Genomic DNA, 19,362 nt, shown 5'->3' on the forward strand with positions numbered 1-19,362 from the left:
ATTGCCCGCATAGGTCAGTTTGTCGATATTGACCACGGGCTCATTCACATGTGCCAGCCAATCGAGAACAAAGTTGGCGCCGATAAAGCCTGCACCGCCGGTTACGAAAATCATAGAGAGCTGCCTCTAAATTTCAGTGATAGCGATAGAAAAGCCCAACCCACGGCCATCAAGCCAGCACACTCAGCCCCAGCGCTTTTCAGCCATCACCAGCAGGCCATCAAAAATCAGGTTGTTGATCAGCTCAAAAGGCCTGGTCATGCTGGGAGACATTTTCCAGCCGGCACCGCCCGCCATGATGCACATCGGCTCTGCACCGCAGTGTTCTGCCAGATGCTGGTACATGCGCTCCACGGCACCGGCGATGGCATAGGTGCCGCCGCTGGTCAGCGCATCGCTGGTGTTCTTGGGAAAGCATTTGACTTCACCCGTCGGCACATGCAGGCCCGCAGTACCGCCTTCCAGGGCCCTGAGCATGATGCCATGCCCGGGAATGATCAGGCCGCCCAGAAATCGGCCTTGCGCATCCATGGCATCGACCGTCACTGCCGTGCCCACCATAACCGTGATCAAGGGCCGGGCATCACCCAATTGCAACATGTGGTGACGTGCACCAATCATGGCTACCCATCGGTCCGCACCCAGCCTGGAAGGATGGTCATAGCCATTGGTCACCCCTGCTTCTGCGATGGAGGGGACTACCCACTGAGGCTCGAGATTCCATCCCAGCATGAGCTCGATCTGCTCGTGCACCCTGCGCCTTGCCGTCTCACCGGCAACCACGCAGCCCAGCATGCGCTCGGGAGCTGGCAGCCCGGCCCAGGCACCTTCTGCCAGGCGCTCTATATGCTCCAGGAACTCCGCTCCATGGGCCAGCAAGGCAGCACCAGGGCGATGATCTTCATACATGGCCCACTTCAAACGGGTGTTGCCAATGTCTATGGCCAAAAATGTCATGCGGCGGATTATCAGCACTTTTCTCTGTGACAGACAGCCGCTTGTCACATTCATTACAAGTGCGCAGGAAATTGTCAAAGAAAGCGCTCAGTCCATCTCCTGCAAGAAATCATTTCGATTTCCCGTTAAAGTGAACCGCTTTCTTCCACTACTTTTGAGGAGTCGAAACCATGGGTCTGTTCAGTTTCATCAAGGAAGCCGGAGAAAAACTGTTTGGCGGCAGCGACGCACATGCGGCCGCACCGGCCGAAGACTTGAATGTCAAGGCGGCTCAGGCGATCGCCAGCTATATCAATACCCAGAATCTGGGCGTATCCGATCTGCAGGTTCAATTCGATGCTTCTCAAGGCAAGGTAACAGTCAATGGCACGGCACCCACTCAGGCCATCAAGGAAAAAGTGACACTGTGCTGCGGCAATGTGGCCAATGTCCAGTCCGTGGACAACCTGATGGCGGTCACCAACCCCGAGCCAGAAGCCCAATACCACGATGTGGTACGCGGTGACACCCTGTCGGCCATCTCCAAGAAGTACTATGGTGATGCCAACAAGTACAACGTGATTTTTGAAGCCAACAAGCCCATGCTCAGCAACCCGGACAGGATTTATCCTGGCCAGAAGCTGCGCATTCCGGCGCTCTGAATCTGGCTCTGTAAATTCAGCCGCAAAAAGCGCTCGCATGAGCGCTTTTTTCATTTGACTCGAAGTTAGACTGCAGCTTATGAAAACTCTGCTCACAGGCGGTGCCGGCTATATCGGCAGCCATACAGCCATCGAACTGATCAGCCACGGTCATGAAGTCGTGATTTTCGACAACTTCAGCAACAGCCATCCTGAAGCAATCCGCCGCGTGGAGCAAATCACTGGACGCACTATTGCCGTGATCAATGGCGATGTCCGCAATCAAGCTGCGCTTGAGCAGGCCCTGCAGGAGCATGGCATTGACAGTGTCGTGCACTTTGCCGGCAAAAAAGCAGTGGGCGAGTCCGTTGCCCAGCCTGTGGACTACTACGACAACAACGTCAATGGCACCCTGGTGCTGCTGCGCGCCATGAAAAAGCACAATGTGCGCAATCTGGTGTTCAGTTCTTCGGCAACAGTCTATGGCTCGCCACAATATTTGCCTCTCAATGAGGTGCACCCTACTTCGGTCACCAATCCCTACGGCCGAAGCAAACTAATGGTGGAAGAGATTCTGTCGGACCTCTACCACTCCGACTCCCAATGGTCGCTGGCCGTGCTGCGCTACTTCAATCCCATTGGTGCCCATGCCAGCGGCCTGATTGGTGAAGACCCTTCGGACATTCCCAACAACCTGCTGCCTTTTGTGGCACAGGTCGCCGTGGGCCGTCGTGAAAAGCTGCAGATCTTTGGCGGCGACTACGACACCGTGGACGGCACCGGTGTGCGTGACTACATCCATGTCGTCGACTTGGCCCGAGGTCATGTCAAGGCTCTCGAGAAGCTGGCCGGCCTGGCCAAGCCCGAGTTGCTGACCATCAACCTGGGCACAGGCAATGGCTACAGCGTGCTCGAAGTGCTGCATGCCTTCGAAAAAGCCTGCGGCAAGGCCCTTCCCTATACGATTACAGACCGCCGCCCCGGGGATGTGGCCAGTTGCTACGCAGACCCTGATCACGCCCTGAAAACCCTTGGCTGGCAAGCCGAGCATGATCTGGACACCATGTGCGCCGACACATGGCGCTGGCAAAGCCAGAACCCCAACGGCTATCGCTCAGTCTAGAAGCTGCAGGCCAGGCCCTGCGCATTACTGATGCCAGGGCAGGCCGCGCTTGCGCCAGCCACCCAACTGGCCTCGTTGGCCGTTGGCGTCAACGTCGCCTTCGAAACCTTCAAGAATGTTGTAGGCCTCGATTCCCAGGCCCGCAGCACGCTGGGCAGCCGCAACAGAGCGCACACCGCTGCGGCATAGCAGCACCACTTTCTTGCCCTCGGGTACCGCTGCTCGCAACTCGGCGTCAAAGTTCTGGTTGGCTGCCATGCCGGGCCACTGCTTCCAGGCCACGGCAACGGCGCCTGGCACCTTGCCCACCCACTCGCGCTCGGCATCGGTGCGCACATCGACCAGAACCGCTTCACCAGCCTGCAGCCATTGCCAGGCCAGCTCCGCCGGCACATCGCCGGCATAGCCGGCAGCGGGTTGGATTTGGGTTGTATTGCTCATTTCATTCCTCGTCTCGATCATTGCCGCTATTCCCAAACGGGCAGAGGCCTGTCTCTCAATGCTCTGCGCAAGTGCTTCCAGTCGGGCAGCACCTGGGCCACCACGGCCCAGAACTGCGGGCTGTGATCCATATGATGCAGATGGGCGAGCTCATGCACCACCACATAGTCGATGATTTGCGGGCTGTGCTGCATCAACCGCCAGTTCAGACGAATGATCCCGCTGCTGTTAGCACTGCCCCAGCGCGTGCTGGCACTTGTCAGGCGCAGCGCATTCCAGCGCACACCCATGAGTGCGGCATAGTGCAGCATGCGAGCCGTGAAATAGCTGCGCGCCTCCCGCAGTATCCAGGCCTGAACGGCTGCGCGCACCTGGGCAGACGGCGCCCCTGTCGGCAAGGACAGATGCAGGCTTTGCGAGCCATCGACCCCCTGCTCTCTATGCGTCTGGCGGGTACGCAGCAGTTGTGACGTATCCCCGGTCAGCCGCAAACTCATGGGCTGGCCCAGATAGTCCAGCACGCCTCCATCCTGCCAGAGAATGCGCGCTTCCTGCTTGATCTGCTGTCGCTGTCCGGCTTCCTGCAACTTGCGCACAATCCAGCCGGCCTTGGTCTGCAGCGCTGATTCGATCTCGCGCATGGCCACCCATTGCGGAGCGGTGACTTCAAGCCCTTGCTGCCCTACGCTGAAGCCTATGCTGCGGCGCGCCGAACGGCGCAGCAGATAAGCCACCTCGCGCCCTTGCAAGCGGGCGCTGTGGCTGGCTTCCGGATGCACCAGAAGTGTGGGCTCTGCAGGCAGCTCATTCTCTTCAGAATCAATAGCACCCACCGAGATATTGGCAGGTGCTACAAGCTGACTATTCTCAAATTCCAGCTCGGATTGATCCAAACGCTGCTCAATGGCTTCAGGGCCGCTGCGCCGGCGCTTGCGCGGCATCAACCCGCCCCGCCCATCCCCCACCACAGGCGGCACCAGCCATTGCCAAGCTTGCTGCAAGCTATCGCCTGTGGACATGGGCAGTTTTGCCTTATCTGCGGTAGGCCTCGGGGTCCAGGCGCTGCATTTCGGACTCGATCCATGCCTCGACCTCGACCATCAGCTCGTCATGCTTGCGGCCCACCGAAGAAATGGGCTTGCCTATGGACACATCCACCACGCCGGGCCTTTTGATGAAGGCCTTGCGCGGCCAGCACTTGGCCGAGGTAACAGCGATGGGTACCACGGGCGCACCCGTCATGATGGCCAGACGAGTGGCACCGGTCTTGTACTCGCCCACCTCTCCACGATTCACACGTGTACCTTCGGGAAACATGATGACCCAGATGCCTTGATCGAGCAGGCGCTTGCCTTGCTCCACCACCTTGTGAAAGGCGCGCGAGCGCTGGGCCCGGTCGATGTGGATCATGTCCAGTGCACCGATGGACCAACCGAAAAATGGCACCTTCAGCAGCTCCTTCTTGAACACATAGGCCAGCGGGCGCGGCATGATGGCAGGCATGAGAAAGGTCTCGTAAGTGGACTGGTGCTTGACCAGCAGCACCACCCCCTGATTCGGGTCCGCAGGCAGGTTCTCCATGCCCTGCACCTGATACCGCACCCCCATGATCACGCGGGCGCTGTCCACCGAGAGCTTGAGCCAGGCGCGGGCAGCGCTGTATGCCTTGGCCGATGAGCCGCTGGTCCACTTGGCCAGCAGCACCGCGAAAGTGTAGGGAATGACGGTAATAGCCATCCACAACATGTGGAGGACGGAGCGAATCAGGGACATGACAGCAATCGAATGACGTGAGCACAGACCTGAAGTCTGGCCCATTGATTTGGCACGGTTATCAACAAGAAACATAGCAGCTTGCGCTGCTCTTTCAAGCAGTTGAGTCTATTTTGACCTGAAACCCGAGCTCAATGCGGGGCAGGCGCCGAATCCAGGGGTTGAGCATCCTCATCGCCTCCCAGCGGCAACAGCATATTCACCACGGCCTCCAGATCCGGATAGCGCTCGCTGCCTTCAGGCAGGTCGGCATCGCTGCTGCACTCGGGCCTGGCGGTGGACTCCACGAACACCAGATGGGCGCCCAGAGCCTTGCCCGCCTGCAAATGCTCGACGCCGCTGCCAATGGCCCAGATTTCATGGCCTTCCGCGCCGTAGCGATCGGCAATCTGCTCGAACAGCGCTACGCCTGGTTTACGGCACTGGCAGTCTTCATCGGGAGCGTGCGGACAAAAAAAACACGGCCTCCACCCGCGCGCCGACGGCTGCCATCTCCCGGTGCATCTTGGCGTGCACGGCGTTGAGCTCGATCACATCGAACAGCCCGCGACCCAGCCCAGGTTGATTGGTGGCGACCACCACATGCCAGCCAGCACGGTTCAGGCGCGAAACCGCCTCCAGCGCACTGGGGACTGCAACCCACTCATCGGGCCGGCCAATGAAACCTTGAGCTCCCCATTGGTTCAGGGTGCCATCACGGTCAAGAATTGCGATCTTCATGGGGGAGACAGTAGTCGACGACAGAAAAAAGCCCGCTTACCTCAAGGCCAAGCGGGCTCGCGATCCAAGACTCCGGCGCTTACTGCCCTTCCCAGCGCTTAAGCACCAGGGAGGCATTGGTGCCGCCAAAGCCAAAGCTGTTGGACAGCACGGTCTTGAGTTCGGCATCGCGGGTCTGGGTGACCAGAGGCATATCGCCCAGCAGCGGATCGGGCGTCTCCACGTTCACGGACCCTGCGATGAAGCCCTTGTTCAGCATGATCAGGCAGTAAATAGCCTCCTGCACACCGGTCGCGCCCAGCGAGTGGCCGGTCAGCGACTTGGTGGACGAGAACGGAGGCACCTGGTCACCGAACAGCTCGCGCATGGCTCGCACTTCCTGCATATCGCCCACAGGGGTCGATGTGCCGTGGGTGTTGATGTAGTCGATGGGCGCATCCACGGTTTCCATGGCCTGCTTCATGCAGGCGATGGCGCCGTCGCCCGAAGGAGCGACCATGTCCTCACCGTCGCTGGTTGCGCCAAAGCCCACCACTTCGGCCAGGATGTTGGCACCGCGTGCCAGCGCATGGTCCAGGCTTTCCAGCACCACGGCACCGCCGCCGCCAGCGATCACGAAGCCGTCACGGTTGGCATCGTAGGCACGCGAAGCCTTCTCTGGCGTCTCGTTGTACTTGCTGGACATGGCTCCCATGCCGTCGAACAGCAGAGACATGCCCCAGGACAGCTCTTCGCCGCCGCCAGCAAACATCACATCCTGCATGCCCCAGGCGATCTGCTGGGCCGCAGCACCGATGCAGTGGGCCGAGGTGGAGCAGGCCGAGGTGATGGAGTAGTTGATGCCCTTGACCTTGAAATTGGTTGCCAGGCAGGCCGACACCGTGGAGCTCATGCAGCGTGTGACCTGGTAAGGGCCGACGCGGCGGATGCCTTTTTCACGCAGCGTATCGGCTGCCTCGATCTGGTTGGCGGGCGATCCGCCGCCCGAGCCCATGATCAGACCGGTGCGCGGGCTGCTCACCTGCTCGGGCGTGAGGCCCGCTTGCTTGATCGCGTCTTCGAGGGCGATCTGCGAATAAGCCGCAGCATCGCCCATGAAGCGCAACTGCTTGCGGTCTATGCGCGCTTCGATATCGATCTCGGGAATGCCTGCCACCTGCGAGCGCATGCCCAGCTCTGTGAACTGGGGCATGGCCTTGATGCCGCTCTTGCCCTCGCGCAGCGAGGCCTCCACGGTTGCCAGGTCATTGCCGATGCACGAGACAATGCCCGCGCCGGTGATCACTACCCGCTTCTTGCTCATGCTGCCGTTCCCTTGGCATCACCTTCACGCAGGAACAGACCCACGCGCAGGTCATTGGCCACGTAAATTTCCTTGCCGTCGGCCAGCAGGCGTGCGTCGCCGATGGCCATGTTCAGCTTGCGCTTGATTACTCGCTTGATATCAATTTCATATGTCACGAGTTTGACATCGGGACCTACTTCACCTGTAAACTTGACTTCGCCTGCACCCAGGGCACGACCGCGACCCGGCAAACGCAGCCAGGTCAGGTAAAAGCCGATCAGCTGCCACATGGCGTCCAGGCCCAGGCAACCGGGCATGACGGGATCGCCCTGGAAGTGGCAATCAAAGAACCACAGGTCGGGCTTGACGTCCAGTTCCGCAACAATCTTGCCCAGACCGTGGGCACCGCCGTCCTCGGAGATATGTGTGATGCGATCGAACATCAACATGGGAGGCAGGGGCAGACGTCCGCTATCGGCACCAAACAGCTTGCCTTCGCCGGACGCGATCAGTTGTTCGTAGGAAAAAGATTCAGCCATTCTCTCAATTGCTCCGCGGCAGCCTGTGCAAGCTACCTGTTACTCTGTATTTTGGGTGACGGGACCCGCGCCCGCTGCGCGCGCCCACTGCGGGCGGTACAACCAGGGATTATCAAGGCTCGCGCCCCTACCCGGGACACAATACCCGTTTTCAGGCCCAAGACTCTGCCACAAATGCCACAGCCGCTGATGCCGAGGTGGCTTATTCCGTGCGGGACACTACGCCTTCCTCGGTCTTTCTCAAGGAGATCCAGGCCAGCGCGCAGAACACGAGGCACAACAGAGTCAGAGGCAACAGACCCAGAGCATGCACCCAGCGCGCATAAGGCGTCAGCCCGTCGCGCCCCTGAACCTGGCCCTGCAGCACCGCGCGCTCGAAAGGCGCCAGTGCTTTCACCACTTGCCCTTTGTGATCGATCACCACCGTGGCTCCGGTGTTCGTTGCGCGCAACATGGGGCGCTCGAACTCCAGCGCGCGCATGCGGCTGATGGACAGATGCTGATCGATGGCCACGGAGTCGCCAAACCAGCCGATATTACTCAGATTGACCAGCACCGTGGGAGCCGTCGCCGCATTGCCGAAATGGGCCGCAAGCTCTTCGCCGAACAGGTCTTCGTAGCAGATATTGGGCGACAGGCGCTCACCCGCCCAACTCATGGAAGGCTGGCCCAGTGCACCGCGATTGAAGTCACCCAGCGGAATATTCATGAGTTCGGTGAACCAGCGGAACATGGGCGGAATGAACTCACCAAACGGCACCAGATGGTGCTTGTCGTACTGATAAGCCTGGGTCTGCCCCGGCAGCCAGCCTTCGACCGTATTGGTGAAGCCCTTGTCCCAGTTCCCCAGCGGAAGGCCCACCAGAGCCGCGCGGCTGGATTCCTTGGCGACAAAAGGTGCGCGCACAAAGTCCAGATAGCCTTCGGGAAGCTGCTGGGGCAGCAGTGGAATGGCTGTCTCGGGGGCCACGACCAACTGGGCCCTGGCGTCATGCAGCTGCTGGGCATACCAGCGCAGAGCCACCACCACGCCCGAACCCATTTCAAACTTTTCATCCTGCGGAATATTGCCCTGCAGCAGCTCCACGCTCATGCCGGACTGCTGACCAGGTGCTTCAATGGCGGCATCACGCGACCACCACAGCCCGCCCCAGACCAGGCCCAGGGCCACAGCAGATGCCAGGGCCGGCCTGAATTTCAGCAACGCCGATCTGGTCTGCATGCGCCAGACCAGCAGCGCCAGCCAGGCTGCAGCCCAGGCCGCCACAAACCCCGTGCCGTAGACGCCAATCCAGCGCGGCAGCACGGCCAGCGGACCTTCCACATGGGCATAGCCGCCTGCGCCCCAGGGAAAACCGGTCCAGAGCCAGCCACGCGCCAGCTCGGCCAGCGTCCAGAGTGCAGCAAAGACCATCGCTGACAATGCATCCGGCGCCTTTGCCAAACGCTTGAAGCACCATGCAGCCACGGCGTAATAACCGCCCAGAAAGCCCGCCAGCGCCAACACGGCTGCCACCGCCAATGGCGCCGCCAATCCGCCATAGGTGTGCATGGAGATGAAGAGCCACCAGAAGGTGGCCGCCAGCCAGGCCGTGCCGAACAGCCAGGCCCGGCCTGCCGCCTGAGCGGCGGTACGGGCAGCCAGCAGCGCATGAACCAGCACCGCCAGCGACAGAATCTGCAGCCACCACAGCGGACGGCCATAACCTCCGGCCAAGCTCAGCCAGCCGTCGCCCTGGCCGCGAGCCCAGGGCCAGGCCAGAGAGAAGGCCTGCAGCCCGCCTGCAATCAGCATCAAAAGCCAGCTCATCCAGCCTTTGGGCCTGGCAGCAGCGGTCTGAACGGTAGAGGCAGTGGTGGTCATAGGAATCAGCAGGCACTAACAAAACACCCAACCGGGCGGTTGGGTGAATTCAAGCATACGAGGTATCGCCAAGATTTGTGCAAACCAAGAGGCACAACCAGTATTTCCACCGGCATCACACCAGGCCTGACCCGGATTTGCGCAGGTCGCGATCAGTTGCGAACCAAGCTGTCTGGCGAAGGATCGCGCACCACCTTGAACCAGCGCACCGCGCCGCCCTTGGTGTGGAGCACGGTGAACTCCAGCCCGCCCAGATGAATCTGCTCGCCACGCTTGGGCACATGGCCGATTTCATGGGCAATCAATCCACCAATGGTATCGAACTCGGCATCGGGGTCGCTGGCATGCAGCGAAGTCTCGAACTCCTCGCTCACATGCTCGATGCTGGCATCGCCCGCCACGCGGTAGCTGTTGTCGGCCAGAGCAAAGATATCGCCCTCGTCCTCGGGGATGTCAAACTCGTCCTCGATCTCGCCGACGATTTCTTCCAGCACATCTTCAATCGTCACCAGGCCGGCCACACGACCGAACTCGTCGATGACGACGGCCAGATGATTGCGATTGGCGCGGAACTCACGCAGCAGGTCGTTCAGGCCCTTGCTCTCGGGCACAAAGACGGCCGGGCGCACCAGAGCACGAATGTTCAGGGTGGGAGAGCGCTGCAGCTTGAGCAAATCCTTGGCCATGAGAATGCCAATGATGTTCTCGCGCTCGCCCTGGTAGACCGGAAAGCGCGAATGCGCCGTGGTCAGAACCTGGTGCAGGATTTCTTCATACGGAGCATCGATATTGATGAGATCCATGCGTGGCGCGGCCACCATGACTTCTCCGGCGCTCATGTCGGCCATGCGAATCACGCGCTCCAGCATGACACGCGACTCGGTGCCGATGACCTGGTTGTCTTCGGCTTCGGCCAGGGTTTCGATCAGTTCATCGGGAGACTCCGGTGCCGGATGGATGAACTCAGCCACCTTTTGCAGGAAGCTTCGCTTGTCTTCCTTCTCGGGAAGTCGCGCAGGATGGGGGTCAGACACTGTCTTGGAGTGCAGGACGTGCGGTAGTCGAACAAGTCCCCAAGAATAACGGATTGTGTTGACAGACGGCTTGCTAGCTCACAAAAGCCATGAACGGCTGTCACCGAGCGCACTCAGTCAAAGCTATTTTGATATCTGCTTGCGCTTGTCTTTATTGGGCTGCAGCCTTGCCGGCTTCACAAGACGATTTACTCGCCTGATTTATGGCGGCCTTCCTGCACGCCCTTGCGCACTTCCTGCACGCCGGCCAGGAAAGCCCAGAAATTGACGGCCTGCTTCTTGAGCTGGTAGTCCATCTCGCCCAGGTGCTCCGTCACCAGCTCGCTGACATGGGTCTCGAAGTCGGCAGGCGGCAGCTCCAGATAGGCTTCGGATTCCGAACCTTCTCGCTTGACCGTGGCACCCGCGTTGCGCGCAATCTTGAGCATGGCCGTGTTCTCGGACAGCGCATGGATGAACATCATGCTCACGTTCTTGCTGCGCGCATGCAGCACTGCACGTGCAAACAGACGTGCCCCCAGCCCCTTGCCGCGTGCACTCTTGAGCACGGAGACGCCGAATTCCGCGCATTTCTCATGCTCGGGGTGGCCGGCAAAGGCCAGATGCGCCATGGAGATCAATTCCAGGCGGCGGTTGAAGATGCCGAAGATATCGTCGCGCTCGAAATCGAGCTGCTCGACATAGCGGCGCACCTGCTCGTCGTTGGCTGCATAGCCAAAGCGCAGATAGCGATCACGCGCATCCAGCTTGAGCAGATGCTTGATGATGCGGTCGCGATGGCGCGGGCTCAGCGAACGGATGGGGACCAAGGACGGCGAGCGACGCTCGGCGCCATGGGACTTGCCCATGTCTCGCAGCCAGCCTGAGCCGGCCTGCCAGGGCGATGTCAACCAGTCTTTGGGGAGGTTCATAGCCTGAAATATAGGTAAAAACCCGAGGTTTCACAAGCCGCATATTGCATTGCAACAATCCTGTAAGGATTTTCCGCTAATTCAACACCTTAACGTCTGTTTCCGGCTAGGTCATGGTCCATATGAAGGACCTCTACGAAGGCTTAGAGCGGCACGGCCGTCGTGACCTTGACCCGGTCCATGACAAAGCTGGTTTTGCAATCCTGAACACTGGGGTGTTTGAGCAGCGTGTCCATGATGAAACGACTGTAATGCTGCATGTCCGCCACCACCACCCGCAGCAGATAGTCCATCTCGCCAGTGAGGGAGACGCACTCCACCACCTCGGGCCAGGTCTGCACGCTGGCGCGGAACACATCCATGGGATTGCGCTTGCTGGTTTCGGTGTATTTTTCCAGACGCACATTGATATAGGCCGTCAGCCCCAGGCCCACGGTCTCGGGCTGCACCAAAGCCACATAGCGATCGATGACACCGTTTTCCTCCAGCCGCTTGACACGGCGCAGCACGGCGCTGGGCGACAGGCCAACCTGCTCCCCGATGACGTCATAAGTTTCTCGGCCATTGGCCTGCAATCGGCGCAAAATTGCCTTATCCAGTTTGTCGATGGTGTGCATGGAACTCATGGCGGCAGATTATAAAAAAAGCGCAGTTTTTATTAATGGTTAACCCTTGATAACCATTTAGATTGCATGAAATCAATTTTCCATGCAATTTTCATGCATTGAGCTGTTTGCAGCCAAGGCATTTTTGCATGAAGCTTGTCCGCGCCCTGTCCTACAGTGCATCCATCGTCGACACCTGTTCTTCATGTGTTGCGCCCCTACCCGATGGAGACCTCTGCCATGAACGCCCCGTTGACCCAAAGCAATGCCAGCCAGTTCCAGACCTGGGACAACCCCATGGGCACGGACGGCTTCGAGTTCGTCGAATACGCGGCCCCCGATCCCGTGGCCATGGGTCAGCTGTTCGAGCGCATGGGCTTTCAGGCCATTGCCAAGCACCGCCGCAAGAACGTGACCCTGTATCGCCAGGGCGAGATCAACTTCATCATCAATGCCGAGCCCGACAGCTTTGCCCAGCGTTTCGCGCGTCTGCACGGCCCCAGCGTCTGCGCCATCGCCATCCGCGTCAACGACGCCAAGTACGCCTATGAGCGCGCCACCTCGCTGGGTGCCTGGGGCTATGCCCAGCAGGCCGCCCCCGGCGAACTGAGCATTCCCGCCATCAAGGGCATTGGCGACTCCCTGATCTATTTCATCGACAAATGGCGCGGCAAGAATGGCGCCAAGGACGGTGATCTCGGCAATATCAGCTTCTTCGACGTGGACTTCGAGCCTCTGCCCGGTGCCGACCTGCATCCCGAGGGCCTGGGCCTGACCTATATCGACCACCTGACCAACAACGTCTACCGCGGCCGCATGGCCGAGCTGGCCGAGTTCTACGAGCGCATCTTCAACTTCCGCGAGATCCGCTACTTCGACATCGAAGGCCAGGCCACAGGCGTCAAGAGCAAGGCCATGACCAGCCCCTGCGGCAAGATCCGCATTCCCATCAACGAGGAAGGCAACGACAAGGCCGGCCAGATTCAGGAGTATCTGGACATGTACCACGGCGAAGGCATACAGCACATCGCGCTGGGATCGACCAATCTCTACGACACCGTGGACGGTCTGCAGATGAACGGCATCAAGCTGCTGAACACCAGCGAGACCTATTACGAGCTGCTGCCCAAGCGCATCCCGGACCTGCAGGAACCCATTCCCGAGCTGCTGGCGCGCAACATCCTTGTGGACGGCCAGCCCGGCGAGCTGCTGCTGCAGATCTTCAGCGAAAACCAGCTGGGTCCCATCTTCTTCGAGTTCATCCAGCGCAAGGGCAATAGCGGCTTTGGTGAGGGCAATTTCAAGGCCTTGTTCGAGACCATGGAACTCGACCAGATGCGCCGCGGCGTGCTCAAGACCTGAGCCAGATCAACGGAGTCTGCCATGCGCCACCTCGGCCTGCACCCGCCTCGTCTGCTCGCTTGCAGCATGGCCGGCGTGGACTCCGTCGCTACGCAATACATCAAAAAGATACCAATGGTTACCACTCCATCAAACGGACCATGTGGCGACCGATTTCCGTCCCTATACTTCCCGCCATGCTGCACTGCCGCATCCACGCCTGGCGTGAGGCGTTGCCGCCAGCTTCAACGCCCGGAAGGATCCAGTGTCGCGACCACATCAGCCACCCGCTACAGCCCCAGAGGACTGCAGATCACCGGGGATGGACGCGCCTGCCGACACTTGGCGCCTTTCCCGCCGCCAGGCCATGTCGCTGGCGGTGGCTTCGGCGACATCCCTGATCGCGGACAGCGCGCATGCTGCCAGGGATGCGAGCGCCCTGCCGTCGAATTCCAGCCGCAGCCGCAACGAACTCTCGCTGGTCGTTCCCTATGCGGCGGGCGGGCCGCTGGATCGGGCAGCGCGCAAGCTGACCCAGGAAACCACGGCCCTGGGCAATATCAATGTACTCAATGTCGCAGGCGACGGTGGCGCCACGGGTGCAGCCATGGTGGCCAGAGCAGGAGCGCGCGAGCCCATGCTGCTGATGGGTGCCGTGGCCACACATGCCATCCTTCCCTGGCTCAACCCCCAGTTGCCCTACGATCCGCTGCGCGACTTTCAGCCGCTGACACTCGTGGCCCGCATGCCTCATGTACTGGTCATGCGCAGCGAACTGGCCATGCAGTGGCGCATCTACACACCCGAGGATTTGCTGCGCTTCATGTCCAAGCACCGGCAGCCCCTGCGCTATGCCTCGGCGGGCAACGGCAGCATCGGCCATATCGCGGGCCAGTGGTTCCAGTCGCTGACCCAGGTTCCGCTCCAGCACCTGCCGTTTGGCGGGGCCAGACCGGCTCTGTCGGCTCTGCTCGAGGGCACGGCCGATCTGATGTTCGACAACATCGCCTCGGCTCTGCCTCATCTGCGGGCCGGCAGACTCAAGGCCATTGGCGTGACCTGGCGCTCGCCGCTGCCGGCTCTGCCGGAAGTGCCCAGCCTGGACGACAGCATCAAGGGCATGAATCTGACCACCTGGTTCGGCATCTTTGCCACTGCCGGCATCACGGACAGCCAGGCCAAACGCTGGTCGGAGGCTTTTGCCCAGACGCTGCAAAGGCCCGATATACAGCAGTACTTCGACGCCATGGGCGTGGTGCGCGACGACCTGCGTCTGCAGGACTTTGCCCGCCTGGTGCAGGCCGAGCATGCACGCTACGGACAGCTCGTCAAGCGCGCCCAGATACAGATGCACTGAGCCAGCTTTCGGCTCGCTTCTCCTTTTCCCTGCTGCGCCCCGGCCACGAGCTCTGGTCGCAGCCTTCGCGACCCCTCATCTCAGGGAGTGCCTTATGAACAGCATCCAGAACAACACCACCATGACCGGCGGCATCGGCGCAGCCCCCGTCGTCTATGGCCAGTCCGACCGCCCGCCACGCGGCGACTACACGCGTGCCCATGCCGACTACACCTGCACGCAGGACTATGCCGCCTATACCGAGGCCGAGCATGACACCTACCACCGCCTCTACGAGCGCCAATCCGCGCTGCTTCCGGGCCGCGCCAGCCAGCATTTCATCGACGCCCTGCCGTCGCTGGGCGCCAAGGAGCGCATTCCACGCTTCGAGGAAATCAACGAGCGACTATTCAAGGCAACGGGCTGGGAGATCGTCGGCGTTCCAGGTCTGATTCCCGAGGTACCGTTCTTCTCGCTGCTGGCCCAGCGCAAATTCCCGGTCACGGACTGGATACGCAAGCCCGAGGAGTTTGAATACATCGTCGAGCCCGACATCTTTCACGACCTCTTCGGCCATGTGCCGCTGCTGTTCAACCCCGTCATGGCCGATTTCATCCAGGCCTACGGACAGGGCGGCCTCAAGGCCGCCGAGCTCGGCGCCTGCGAGATGCTGTCGCGCCTGTACTGGTACACGGTGGAATTCGGTCTGATCCGTGAGAGCGGCGGCGTGCGCGCCTATGGCGCAGGCATTCTCAGCTCCGTGGGCGAGCTGGAGTACAGCGTCAACAGCCCGCAGCCGCATCGTCTGCCGCTGCAACTGGAGCGCACCATGCGCACGCTCTACAAGATCGACACCTATCAGCAGACCTATTTCGTGATTGATGACATGCCCCACCTGCTGAACCTGGCCGATGCCGACTTTGCGCCGCTGTACGAGCAGCTGCGTCAGCTGCCCACCATTGGCGCCAAGGAGTTGCTGCCCGGCGAGCAGCTGATTTAGTCAGCGGATGTATACCGGCACGCGCCATGGCAAGCGCGAGGTCAAGAGCCGAATTGTCAGATGAGAATTCGGCTCTATTCCTTTCCAGAAAAGCGCATAAAGCTCCATTTTCAATAGCATCCGACGCAGAGTATCCAGGCTGCAAGCCCTGCATGACTTGGCTGCGCCCTGAAACCCTGACCGCAGCATTGCACCTATAGTGAGCGCCAGAGGCAAACTGCCGCCCACTCACTTCTTCACAATGCATTACCGCTGCAACCAACTGCTGCGCTGGCTTTTAGCGCTCCAACTTTGCATAGGTCTGGCCGTCGCGGCCGAGCTGCCTGCCAATGGCGATATCCAGACCACGTCCATCACCCAGATTCAACAAGCATCGAACACCCTGGACAAGGTACGCCAGTCGCTCGATGACGCCGACACCTCCGAAACGCTGCAGGCACTGTCCGAAAAAGCCCTGCAGTCCAAACGCGATGCCGACAATGCCGTCACGGCGCTGGAGCCGCTGCTCAAGCAAATCGACGCTCGCATTGCCCAGCTGGGTCCGGTGGCCGAAGGCAGCGAGGAATCCCCCGAACTGAGCCTGCAGCGCAAGGATCTGGCGCAGCAGCACAGCGAGCTGGACTCCGCGCTCAAGCGCGGCAAGCTGTTGTCCATGGAGGCCAAACAGACCACGGACAGCATCGAGAAAATCCGCACTCAGCAGTTCAACGCACAGATCGCCCGCAAGGTGGCATCGCCGCTGTCGCCCTCGCTGTGGAAGCAGTTTGCAGAGCATCTGCCGACCGACCTGCAGCGCATTGCGGCCCTGACACGCCAGGGCCAGGCCAGCTTTGCGGCAGCCATTGCCGAGCATGGCTGGTCGGCCACGCTGAACGGCATCGCCCTGGCGCTGTTCGTGATGTTCCCGCTGCGCATCGGCCTGCGCTATGCAGGCCGAAAATTTGCGTCCTCCGAACGCGCGCCCAACGGACGGCTGCGCCGCACGGGTCTGGCCGTCTGGATGCTGGTAGTGGGCACGGCCCTACCCGGCCTGGCCAGCCTGGTATTCATCGAGAGCCTGCGCTCCATAGACGCGATTGCACCGCGCCTGCAGACCGTGGCCGATGCCTGGATTCAATCCTCATTTGTCGCAGCCTTCTTCCTCTCCGTCAGCGCCTGCCTGCTGGTGCCCAAGCGTCCGACCTGGCGGCTGCTCAACATCGACGACATCGCCGCCCCTGCGCTCACACGCTTTGCCTGGGGAGCCGCCGGTCTGACCTGGTTCTCCATGATGCTCAACGCGGTGGACATTGCCGCACGCACCAGTGCCGTCAGCAGCGTGGCCCTGGACGGACTGATTGCGCTCGTCTATGCCTTGCTCATCATGTCGGTGCTGATGGTCATCAACAAGCAACGCAAGCGCCAGCAACTGGCCGAGCGTGAGAAGGCCGCTCATCATGGTGACGATTACCGGCCTGCGGCAACCAGTCGCTGGCTGATGCTGGCCTGGCTGGGCGGGCATCTGACGGTGCTGGCCGCGCTCATCGCAGCGCTGATCGGTTATCTGAACTTCTCGGTATTCGCCGCCACACAAATGGTCTGGATCACCGTGGTGGTTCTGGCCACCTCGCTGCTGATGAAGTTTGCCGACGACGTCTTTACCTGGCTGTGCTCCAGCGAGAGCCGTATCGGCCAGGGCTTCGCTGCCGGCACGGGGCTCAAGCCCTCGCGCCTGGAGCAGGTCGGCGTGCTGTTGTCGGCTTTCACGCGTGTCTGTCTGCTGTTGCTGGGGCTGATGGCGCTGATCGCGCCCTTTGGCAACTCCAGCAGCCTGATCGTGCTGGCCGATACGCTGACCAACGGTCTGCCCGTTGGCGACTCCTTCCTGCGCCCCATGACGATCTTGCGCGGCCTGCTGGTGCTGGTTGCGGGGCTGACGCTGTTTGGTGCCTTGCAGCACTGGCTGGTGGAGACCTTTCTGCCCAAGACCGAGCTGGATATAGGCGCACGCAACTCCATCAGCACCGTGGCCCGCTATATGGGCATTTTGCTGTCCGGCCTATGGACGCTGGCCGCCCTGGGCATAGGCTTTGAAAAAGTGGCTCTGCTGGCCAGCGCTTTGTCCGTCGGCATCGGCTTCGGTCTGCAGGCCATCACGCAGAACTTCGTCTCGGGCCTGATTCTGCTGGCCGAGCGCCCCGTGAAGCTGGGCGACCGCGTGCGCATCGGCGATCAGGTCGGCGACATCCGCCGCATCAGCGTGCGCGCCACCGAGATCCAGACCGATGACAAATCCACCGTCATCGTGCCCAACTCGGAGTTCATCACCAAGTCCGTGCAGAACCTGACCATGGATGGCGCGCTGGGCCGCATCTCGATCGCGTTCTCGGTGCCGCTGAACACCGATATCGTCAAGCTGCGCGAGGTGCTGCTGGGCCTTTATGCCGAGCATGAGGCCGTGCTGAGCACCCCGGCCCCTTCAATGTATGTGGACTCCATCAATGGCAGCGTGGTCAACATCACCAGCTTCGGCCATGTCTCCAGTTCGCGCAATGTCTACAGCACGCGCAGCGACCTGCTATTCGGCCTGTTGCAGCGCTGCGCCGAGCAGAAGATCGCCCTGGTTTCCGCGACCGACATCCACCTGATTCAGGACCCGCAGGCCCGTGCCCCGGCGTCGGCTGCGGAGGCGCCCACCTCGGCTGCCTGATACCGCTCCTGCGATCGCTCTTGAGGTCGCGCCTGCAGTTGCGCCTGCAGCTGCAGGCAGTGCTGCCAAACCCGCGGGTCAAACAGCAGCTGCATATGCGCTGCATCGTCGACCTGACGACACTGCGCATTCGGCAAGATCGCAAGGTCGGGGGGGGAAGACGATGTTGTCGCTGCTGCTGCACCAGCAGCTGAATGGCACATCCTGGGGCGGCGGCCCCAGCCGCTGCAGCCAGTCGCTGCCTTCGCGCATCTCCACGGCCGGCAGGCGCTGCGCAAACCGCGCCAGCCAGGCGCCACCATGCGGCGTGGCCACCGTGACCACATGGGCTGCAAAACGCGCACGCTCATTTGCATCGAGCCGCTTGAGCCAGGCCCGCACCACCAGACCGCCCATGCTGTGCGCAACCAGAAGCGGGGCACAGCCGGTTTGCTGGACCATGGCTTTCACGCATCTGTCGAGATCGTCCACCATGGCATCGACAGGACTGCCATGAGCCGGCTCCAGCGTCACGGCCATGCAGGGAATGCCGCGTGCCTTGAGCCTGCGCAGCCAGACGGTCCACACGCCACGGTTGCAGAAATAGCCATGCACCAGTACCACGCCCACCTGCCCTTGCACCTGCTTGCCCTCGCGATCCACAGGCACTCCATCGGGCTCTGCATGCTCGCCAAAAGGAATCTGCCAGCCGAACAGCCGCCAGGCCCAGCGCCACTCGGCAAACCAGGCCCGCAACGCGACCATGGCAGGCGGCAGCGGCAATCCACGACCGCGCAGCACCGCACGCATCATCAGCATCTGCGTGCCGAGCTGCAGCCCGGCTCCGCTCGCAATCAGCCCCGCACCCAGCAGTGCCACAGCCACTGAGCGCGGCCACCAATAGCTGCACCAGAGCAACAGCGCCAGCCAGCTTCCCATCACCACACAGCGCCAGAACCAGGTATTCAAAGCCTGCACCTCCAAGCGCAAGCGTAGCAAGCATGCCGCTCAACGCCTAGGACAAGCCCCCGTAGACCCTGACAGACCGCATCCGCAGAATCAGCCGCAGCGCAGGTTTTTCACGCTGGCCTTCTTTGTTCAACCCGCCGCCCTCTTCCCTGGACGACGAGCGGCTTCTGCAAGGT

General features: G+C 61.1%; 18 protein-coding genes and 1 pseudogene. 6 read left to right on the forward strand and 13 right to left on the reverse strand.

From position 1 onward, the window contains the following. Positions 1 to 114, reverse strand: a 114-nt coding sequence (locus V8Z78_RS05965; protein ID WP_349731196.1) for an NAD-dependent epimerase/dehydratase family protein, incomplete at its 3' end; no start/stop codon positions are given. 69 nt (positions 115 to 183) lie between these two features. After that, a complete protein-coding gene (locus tag V8Z78_RS05970; protein WP_349731075.1) occupies positions 184 to 957 on the reverse strand; it encodes a type III pantothenate kinase in 774 nt (257 codons plus the stop codon). A gap of 170 nt (positions 958 to 1,127) precedes the next feature. On the opposite strand from V8Z78_RS05970, the gene lysM reads away from it, so the two are divergent. Together lysM and galE are read left to right on the forward strand one after the other, a co-directional pair. Beyond that, entirely contained in the window at positions 1,128 to 1,598 is a 471-nt protein-coding gene (gene lysM, locus V8Z78_RS05975; protein WP_003068026.1) for a peptidoglycan-binding protein LysM, read from the forward strand. Between the two features lie 79 nt (positions 1,599 to 1,677). Next, positions 1,678 to 2,700: a UDP-glucose 4-epimerase GalE gene (gene galE, locus V8Z78_RS05980; RefSeq protein WP_057093633.1), complete on the forward strand. Its 1,023-nt coding sequence runs from the start codon at positions 1,678 to 1,680 to the stop codon at positions 2,698 to 2,700. Between the two features lie 24 nt (positions 2,701 to 2,724). Here galE and V8Z78_RS05985 read toward each other — a convergent pair whose 3' ends face one another. The 10 genes and pseudogenes from V8Z78_RS05985 to V8Z78_RS06030 form a co-directional block, all read right to left on the reverse strand. Next, a complete protein-coding gene (locus V8Z78_RS05985; RefSeq protein ID WP_003068022.1) occupies positions 2,725 to 3,141 on the reverse strand; it encodes a rhodanese-like domain-containing protein in 417 nt (138 codons plus the stop codon). 26 nt (positions 3,142 to 3,167) lie between these two features. Beyond that, on the reverse strand, positions 3,168 to 4,160 hold the full coding sequence (locus V8Z78_RS05990) for a M48 family metallopeptidase (protein WP_349731076.1): 993 nt from the start codon (positions 4,158 to 4,160) through the stop codon (positions 3,168 to 3,170). A gap of 13 nt (positions 4,161 to 4,173) precedes the next feature. Beyond that, positions 4,174 to 4,914 carry a lysophospholipid acyltransferase family protein gene (locus V8Z78_RS05995; RefSeq protein ID WP_148747940.1) on the reverse strand — a complete coding sequence of 247 codons (741 nt, stop codon included), beginning with the start codon at positions 4,912 to 4,914 and terminating at the stop codon, positions 4,174 to 4,176. 131 nt (positions 4,915 to 5,045) lie between these two features. After that, positions 5,046 to 5,634 (reverse strand): annotated as a pseudogene (locus V8Z78_RS06000) (D-glycero-alpha-D-manno-heptose-1,7-bisphosphate 7-phosphatase). 79 nt (positions 5,635 to 5,713) lie between these two features. Then, a complete protein-coding gene (gene fabB, locus V8Z78_RS06005; protein WP_003068018.1) occupies positions 5,714 to 6,937 on the reverse strand; it encodes a beta-ketoacyl-ACP synthase I in 1,224 nt (407 codons plus the stop codon). After that, the gene (gene fabA / locus V8Z78_RS06010; RefSeq protein ID WP_003068017.1) at positions 6,934 to 7,458 is read right to left on the reverse strand and encodes a bifunctional 3-hydroxydecanoyl-ACP dehydratase/trans-2-decenoyl-ACP isomerase; all 525 of its coding nucleotides are present in this window, start codon (positions 7,456 to 7,458) and stop codon (positions 6,934 to 6,936) included. Before fabA ends, fabB begins: the two co-directional genes overlap by 4 nt. Positions 7,459 to 7,660: 202 nt before the next feature. Beyond that, positions 7,661 to 9,322: an apolipoprotein N-acyltransferase gene (lnt, locus tag V8Z78_RS06015; protein WP_349731077.1), complete on the reverse strand. Its 1,662-nt coding sequence runs from the start codon at positions 9,320 to 9,322 to the stop codon at positions 7,661 to 7,663. Positions 9,323 to 9,474: 152 nt separating this feature from the next. Next, complete coding sequence (locus V8Z78_RS06020; protein WP_003068015.1) at positions 9,475 to 10,356, reverse strand: CorC family transporter; 882 nt, start codon at positions 10,354 to 10,356, stop codon at positions 9,475 to 9,477. Positions 10,357 to 10,544: 188 nt separating this feature from the next. Further along, the gene (locus V8Z78_RS06025; RefSeq protein ID WP_034354611.1) at positions 10,545 to 11,267 is read right to left on the reverse strand and encodes a GNAT family N-acetyltransferase; all 723 of its coding nucleotides are present in this window, start codon (positions 11,265 to 11,267) and stop codon (positions 10,545 to 10,547) included. A gap of 143 nt (positions 11,268 to 11,410) precedes the next feature. Further along, positions 11,411 to 11,893 carry an Lrp/AsnC family transcriptional regulator gene (locus V8Z78_RS06030; RefSeq protein WP_034354614.1) on the reverse strand — a complete coding sequence of 161 codons (483 nt, stop codon included), beginning with the start codon at positions 11,891 to 11,893 and terminating at the stop codon, positions 11,411 to 11,413. 219 nt (positions 11,894 to 12,112) lie between these two features. Between V8Z78_RS06030 and hppD the strand changes: the two genes are divergently transcribed. The 4 genes from hppD (at position 12,113) to V8Z78_RS06050 (ending at position 18,238) form a co-directional block, all read left to right on the forward strand. Then, the gene (hppD, locus tag V8Z78_RS06035; RefSeq protein ID WP_012839929.1) at positions 12,113 to 13,234 is read left to right on the forward strand and encodes a 4-hydroxyphenylpyruvate dioxygenase; all 1,122 of its coding nucleotides are present in this window, start codon (positions 12,113 to 12,115) and stop codon (positions 13,232 to 13,234) included. A gap of 301 nt (positions 13,235 to 13,535) precedes the next feature. Then, entirely contained in the window at positions 13,536 to 14,570 is a 1,035-nt protein-coding gene (locus V8Z78_RS06040; RefSeq protein ID WP_003068008.1) for a Bug family tripartite tricarboxylate transporter substrate binding protein, read from the forward strand. Between the two features lie 94 nt (positions 14,571 to 14,664). Continuing rightward, entirely contained in the window at positions 14,665 to 15,549 is an 885-nt protein-coding gene (phhA, locus tag V8Z78_RS06045) for a phenylalanine 4-monooxygenase (protein WP_052263531.1), read from the forward strand. A 199-nt stretch (positions 15,550 to 15,748) separates the two neighbouring features. Next, positions 15,749 to 18,238, forward strand: a complete 2,490-nt coding sequence (locus V8Z78_RS06050; RefSeq protein WP_349731078.1) for a DUF3772 domain-containing protein — start codon at positions 15,749 to 15,751, stop codon at positions 18,236 to 18,238. Between the two features lie 78 nt (positions 18,239 to 18,316). On the opposite strand, the gene V8Z78_RS06055 is transcribed toward V8Z78_RS06050, so the two are convergent. Continuing rightward, entirely contained in the window at positions 18,317 to 19,186 is an 870-nt protein-coding gene (locus V8Z78_RS06055) for an esterase/lipase family protein (protein WP_349731079.1), read from the reverse strand. Positions 19,187 to 19,362 lie beyond the last annotated feature (176 nt).

This window comes from Comamonas sp. wu1-DMT (assembly GCF_040187805.1).
GTDB lineage: Bacteria > Pseudomonadota > Gammaproteobacteria > Burkholderiales > Burkholderiaceae_C > Comamonas > Comamonas thiooxydans.

What these genes read in the sequence shown, in the direction of transcription:
- V8Z78_RS05970 (WP_349731075.1), bottom strand. Translation starts at nt 957, where the DNA reads ATGACATTTTTGGCCATAGACATTGGCAACACCCGTTTGAAGTGGGCC.
- lysM (WP_003068026.1), top strand. Translation starts at nt 1,128, where the DNA reads ATGGGTCTGTTCAGTTTCATCAAGGAAGCCGGAGAAAAACTGTTTGGC.
- galE (WP_057093633.1), top strand. Translation starts at nt 1,678, where the DNA reads ATGAAAACTCTGCTCACAGGCGGTGCCGGCTATATCGGCAGCCATACA.
- V8Z78_RS05985 (WP_003068022.1), bottom strand. Translation starts at nt 3,141, where the DNA reads ATGAGCAATACAACCCAAATCCAACCCGCTGCCGGCTATGCCGGCGAT.
- V8Z78_RS05990 (WP_349731076.1), bottom strand. Translation starts at nt 4,160, where the DNA reads ATGTCCACAGGCGATAGCTTGCAGCAAGCTTGGCAATGGCTGGTGCCG.
- V8Z78_RS05995 (WP_148747940.1), bottom strand. Translation starts at nt 4,914, where the DNA reads ATGTCCCTGATTCGCTCCGTCCTCCACATGTTGTGGATGGCTATTACC.
- fabB (WP_003068018.1), bottom strand. Translation starts at nt 6,937, where the DNA reads ATGAGCAAGAAGCGGGTAGTGATCACCGGCGCGGGCATTGTCTCGTGC.
- fabA (WP_003068017.1), bottom strand. Translation starts at nt 7,458, where the DNA reads ATGGCTGAATCTTTTTCCTACGAACAACTGATCGCGTCCGGCGAAGGC.
- lnt (WP_349731077.1), bottom strand. Translation starts at nt 9,322, where the DNA reads ATGACCACCACTGCCTCTACCGTTCAGACCGCTGCTGCCAGGCCCAAA.
- V8Z78_RS06025 (WP_034354611.1), bottom strand. Translation starts at nt 11,267, where the DNA reads ATGAACCTCCCCAAAGACTGGTTGACATCGCCCTGGCAGGCCGGCTCA.
- V8Z78_RS06030 (WP_034354614.1), bottom strand. Translation starts at nt 11,893, where the DNA reads ATGAGTTCCATGCACACCATCGACAAACTGGATAAGGCAATTTTGCGC.
- hppD (WP_012839929.1), top strand. Translation starts at nt 12,113, where the DNA reads ATGAACGCCCCGTTGACCCAAAGCAATGCCAGCCAGTTCCAGACCTGG.
- V8Z78_RS06040 (WP_003068008.1), top strand. Translation starts at nt 13,536, where the DNA reads ATGGACGCGCCTGCCGACACTTGGCGCCTTTCCCGCCGCCAGGCCATG.
- phhA (WP_052263531.1), top strand. Translation starts at nt 14,665, where the DNA reads ATGAACAGCATCCAGAACAACACCACCATGACCGGCGGCATCGGCGCA.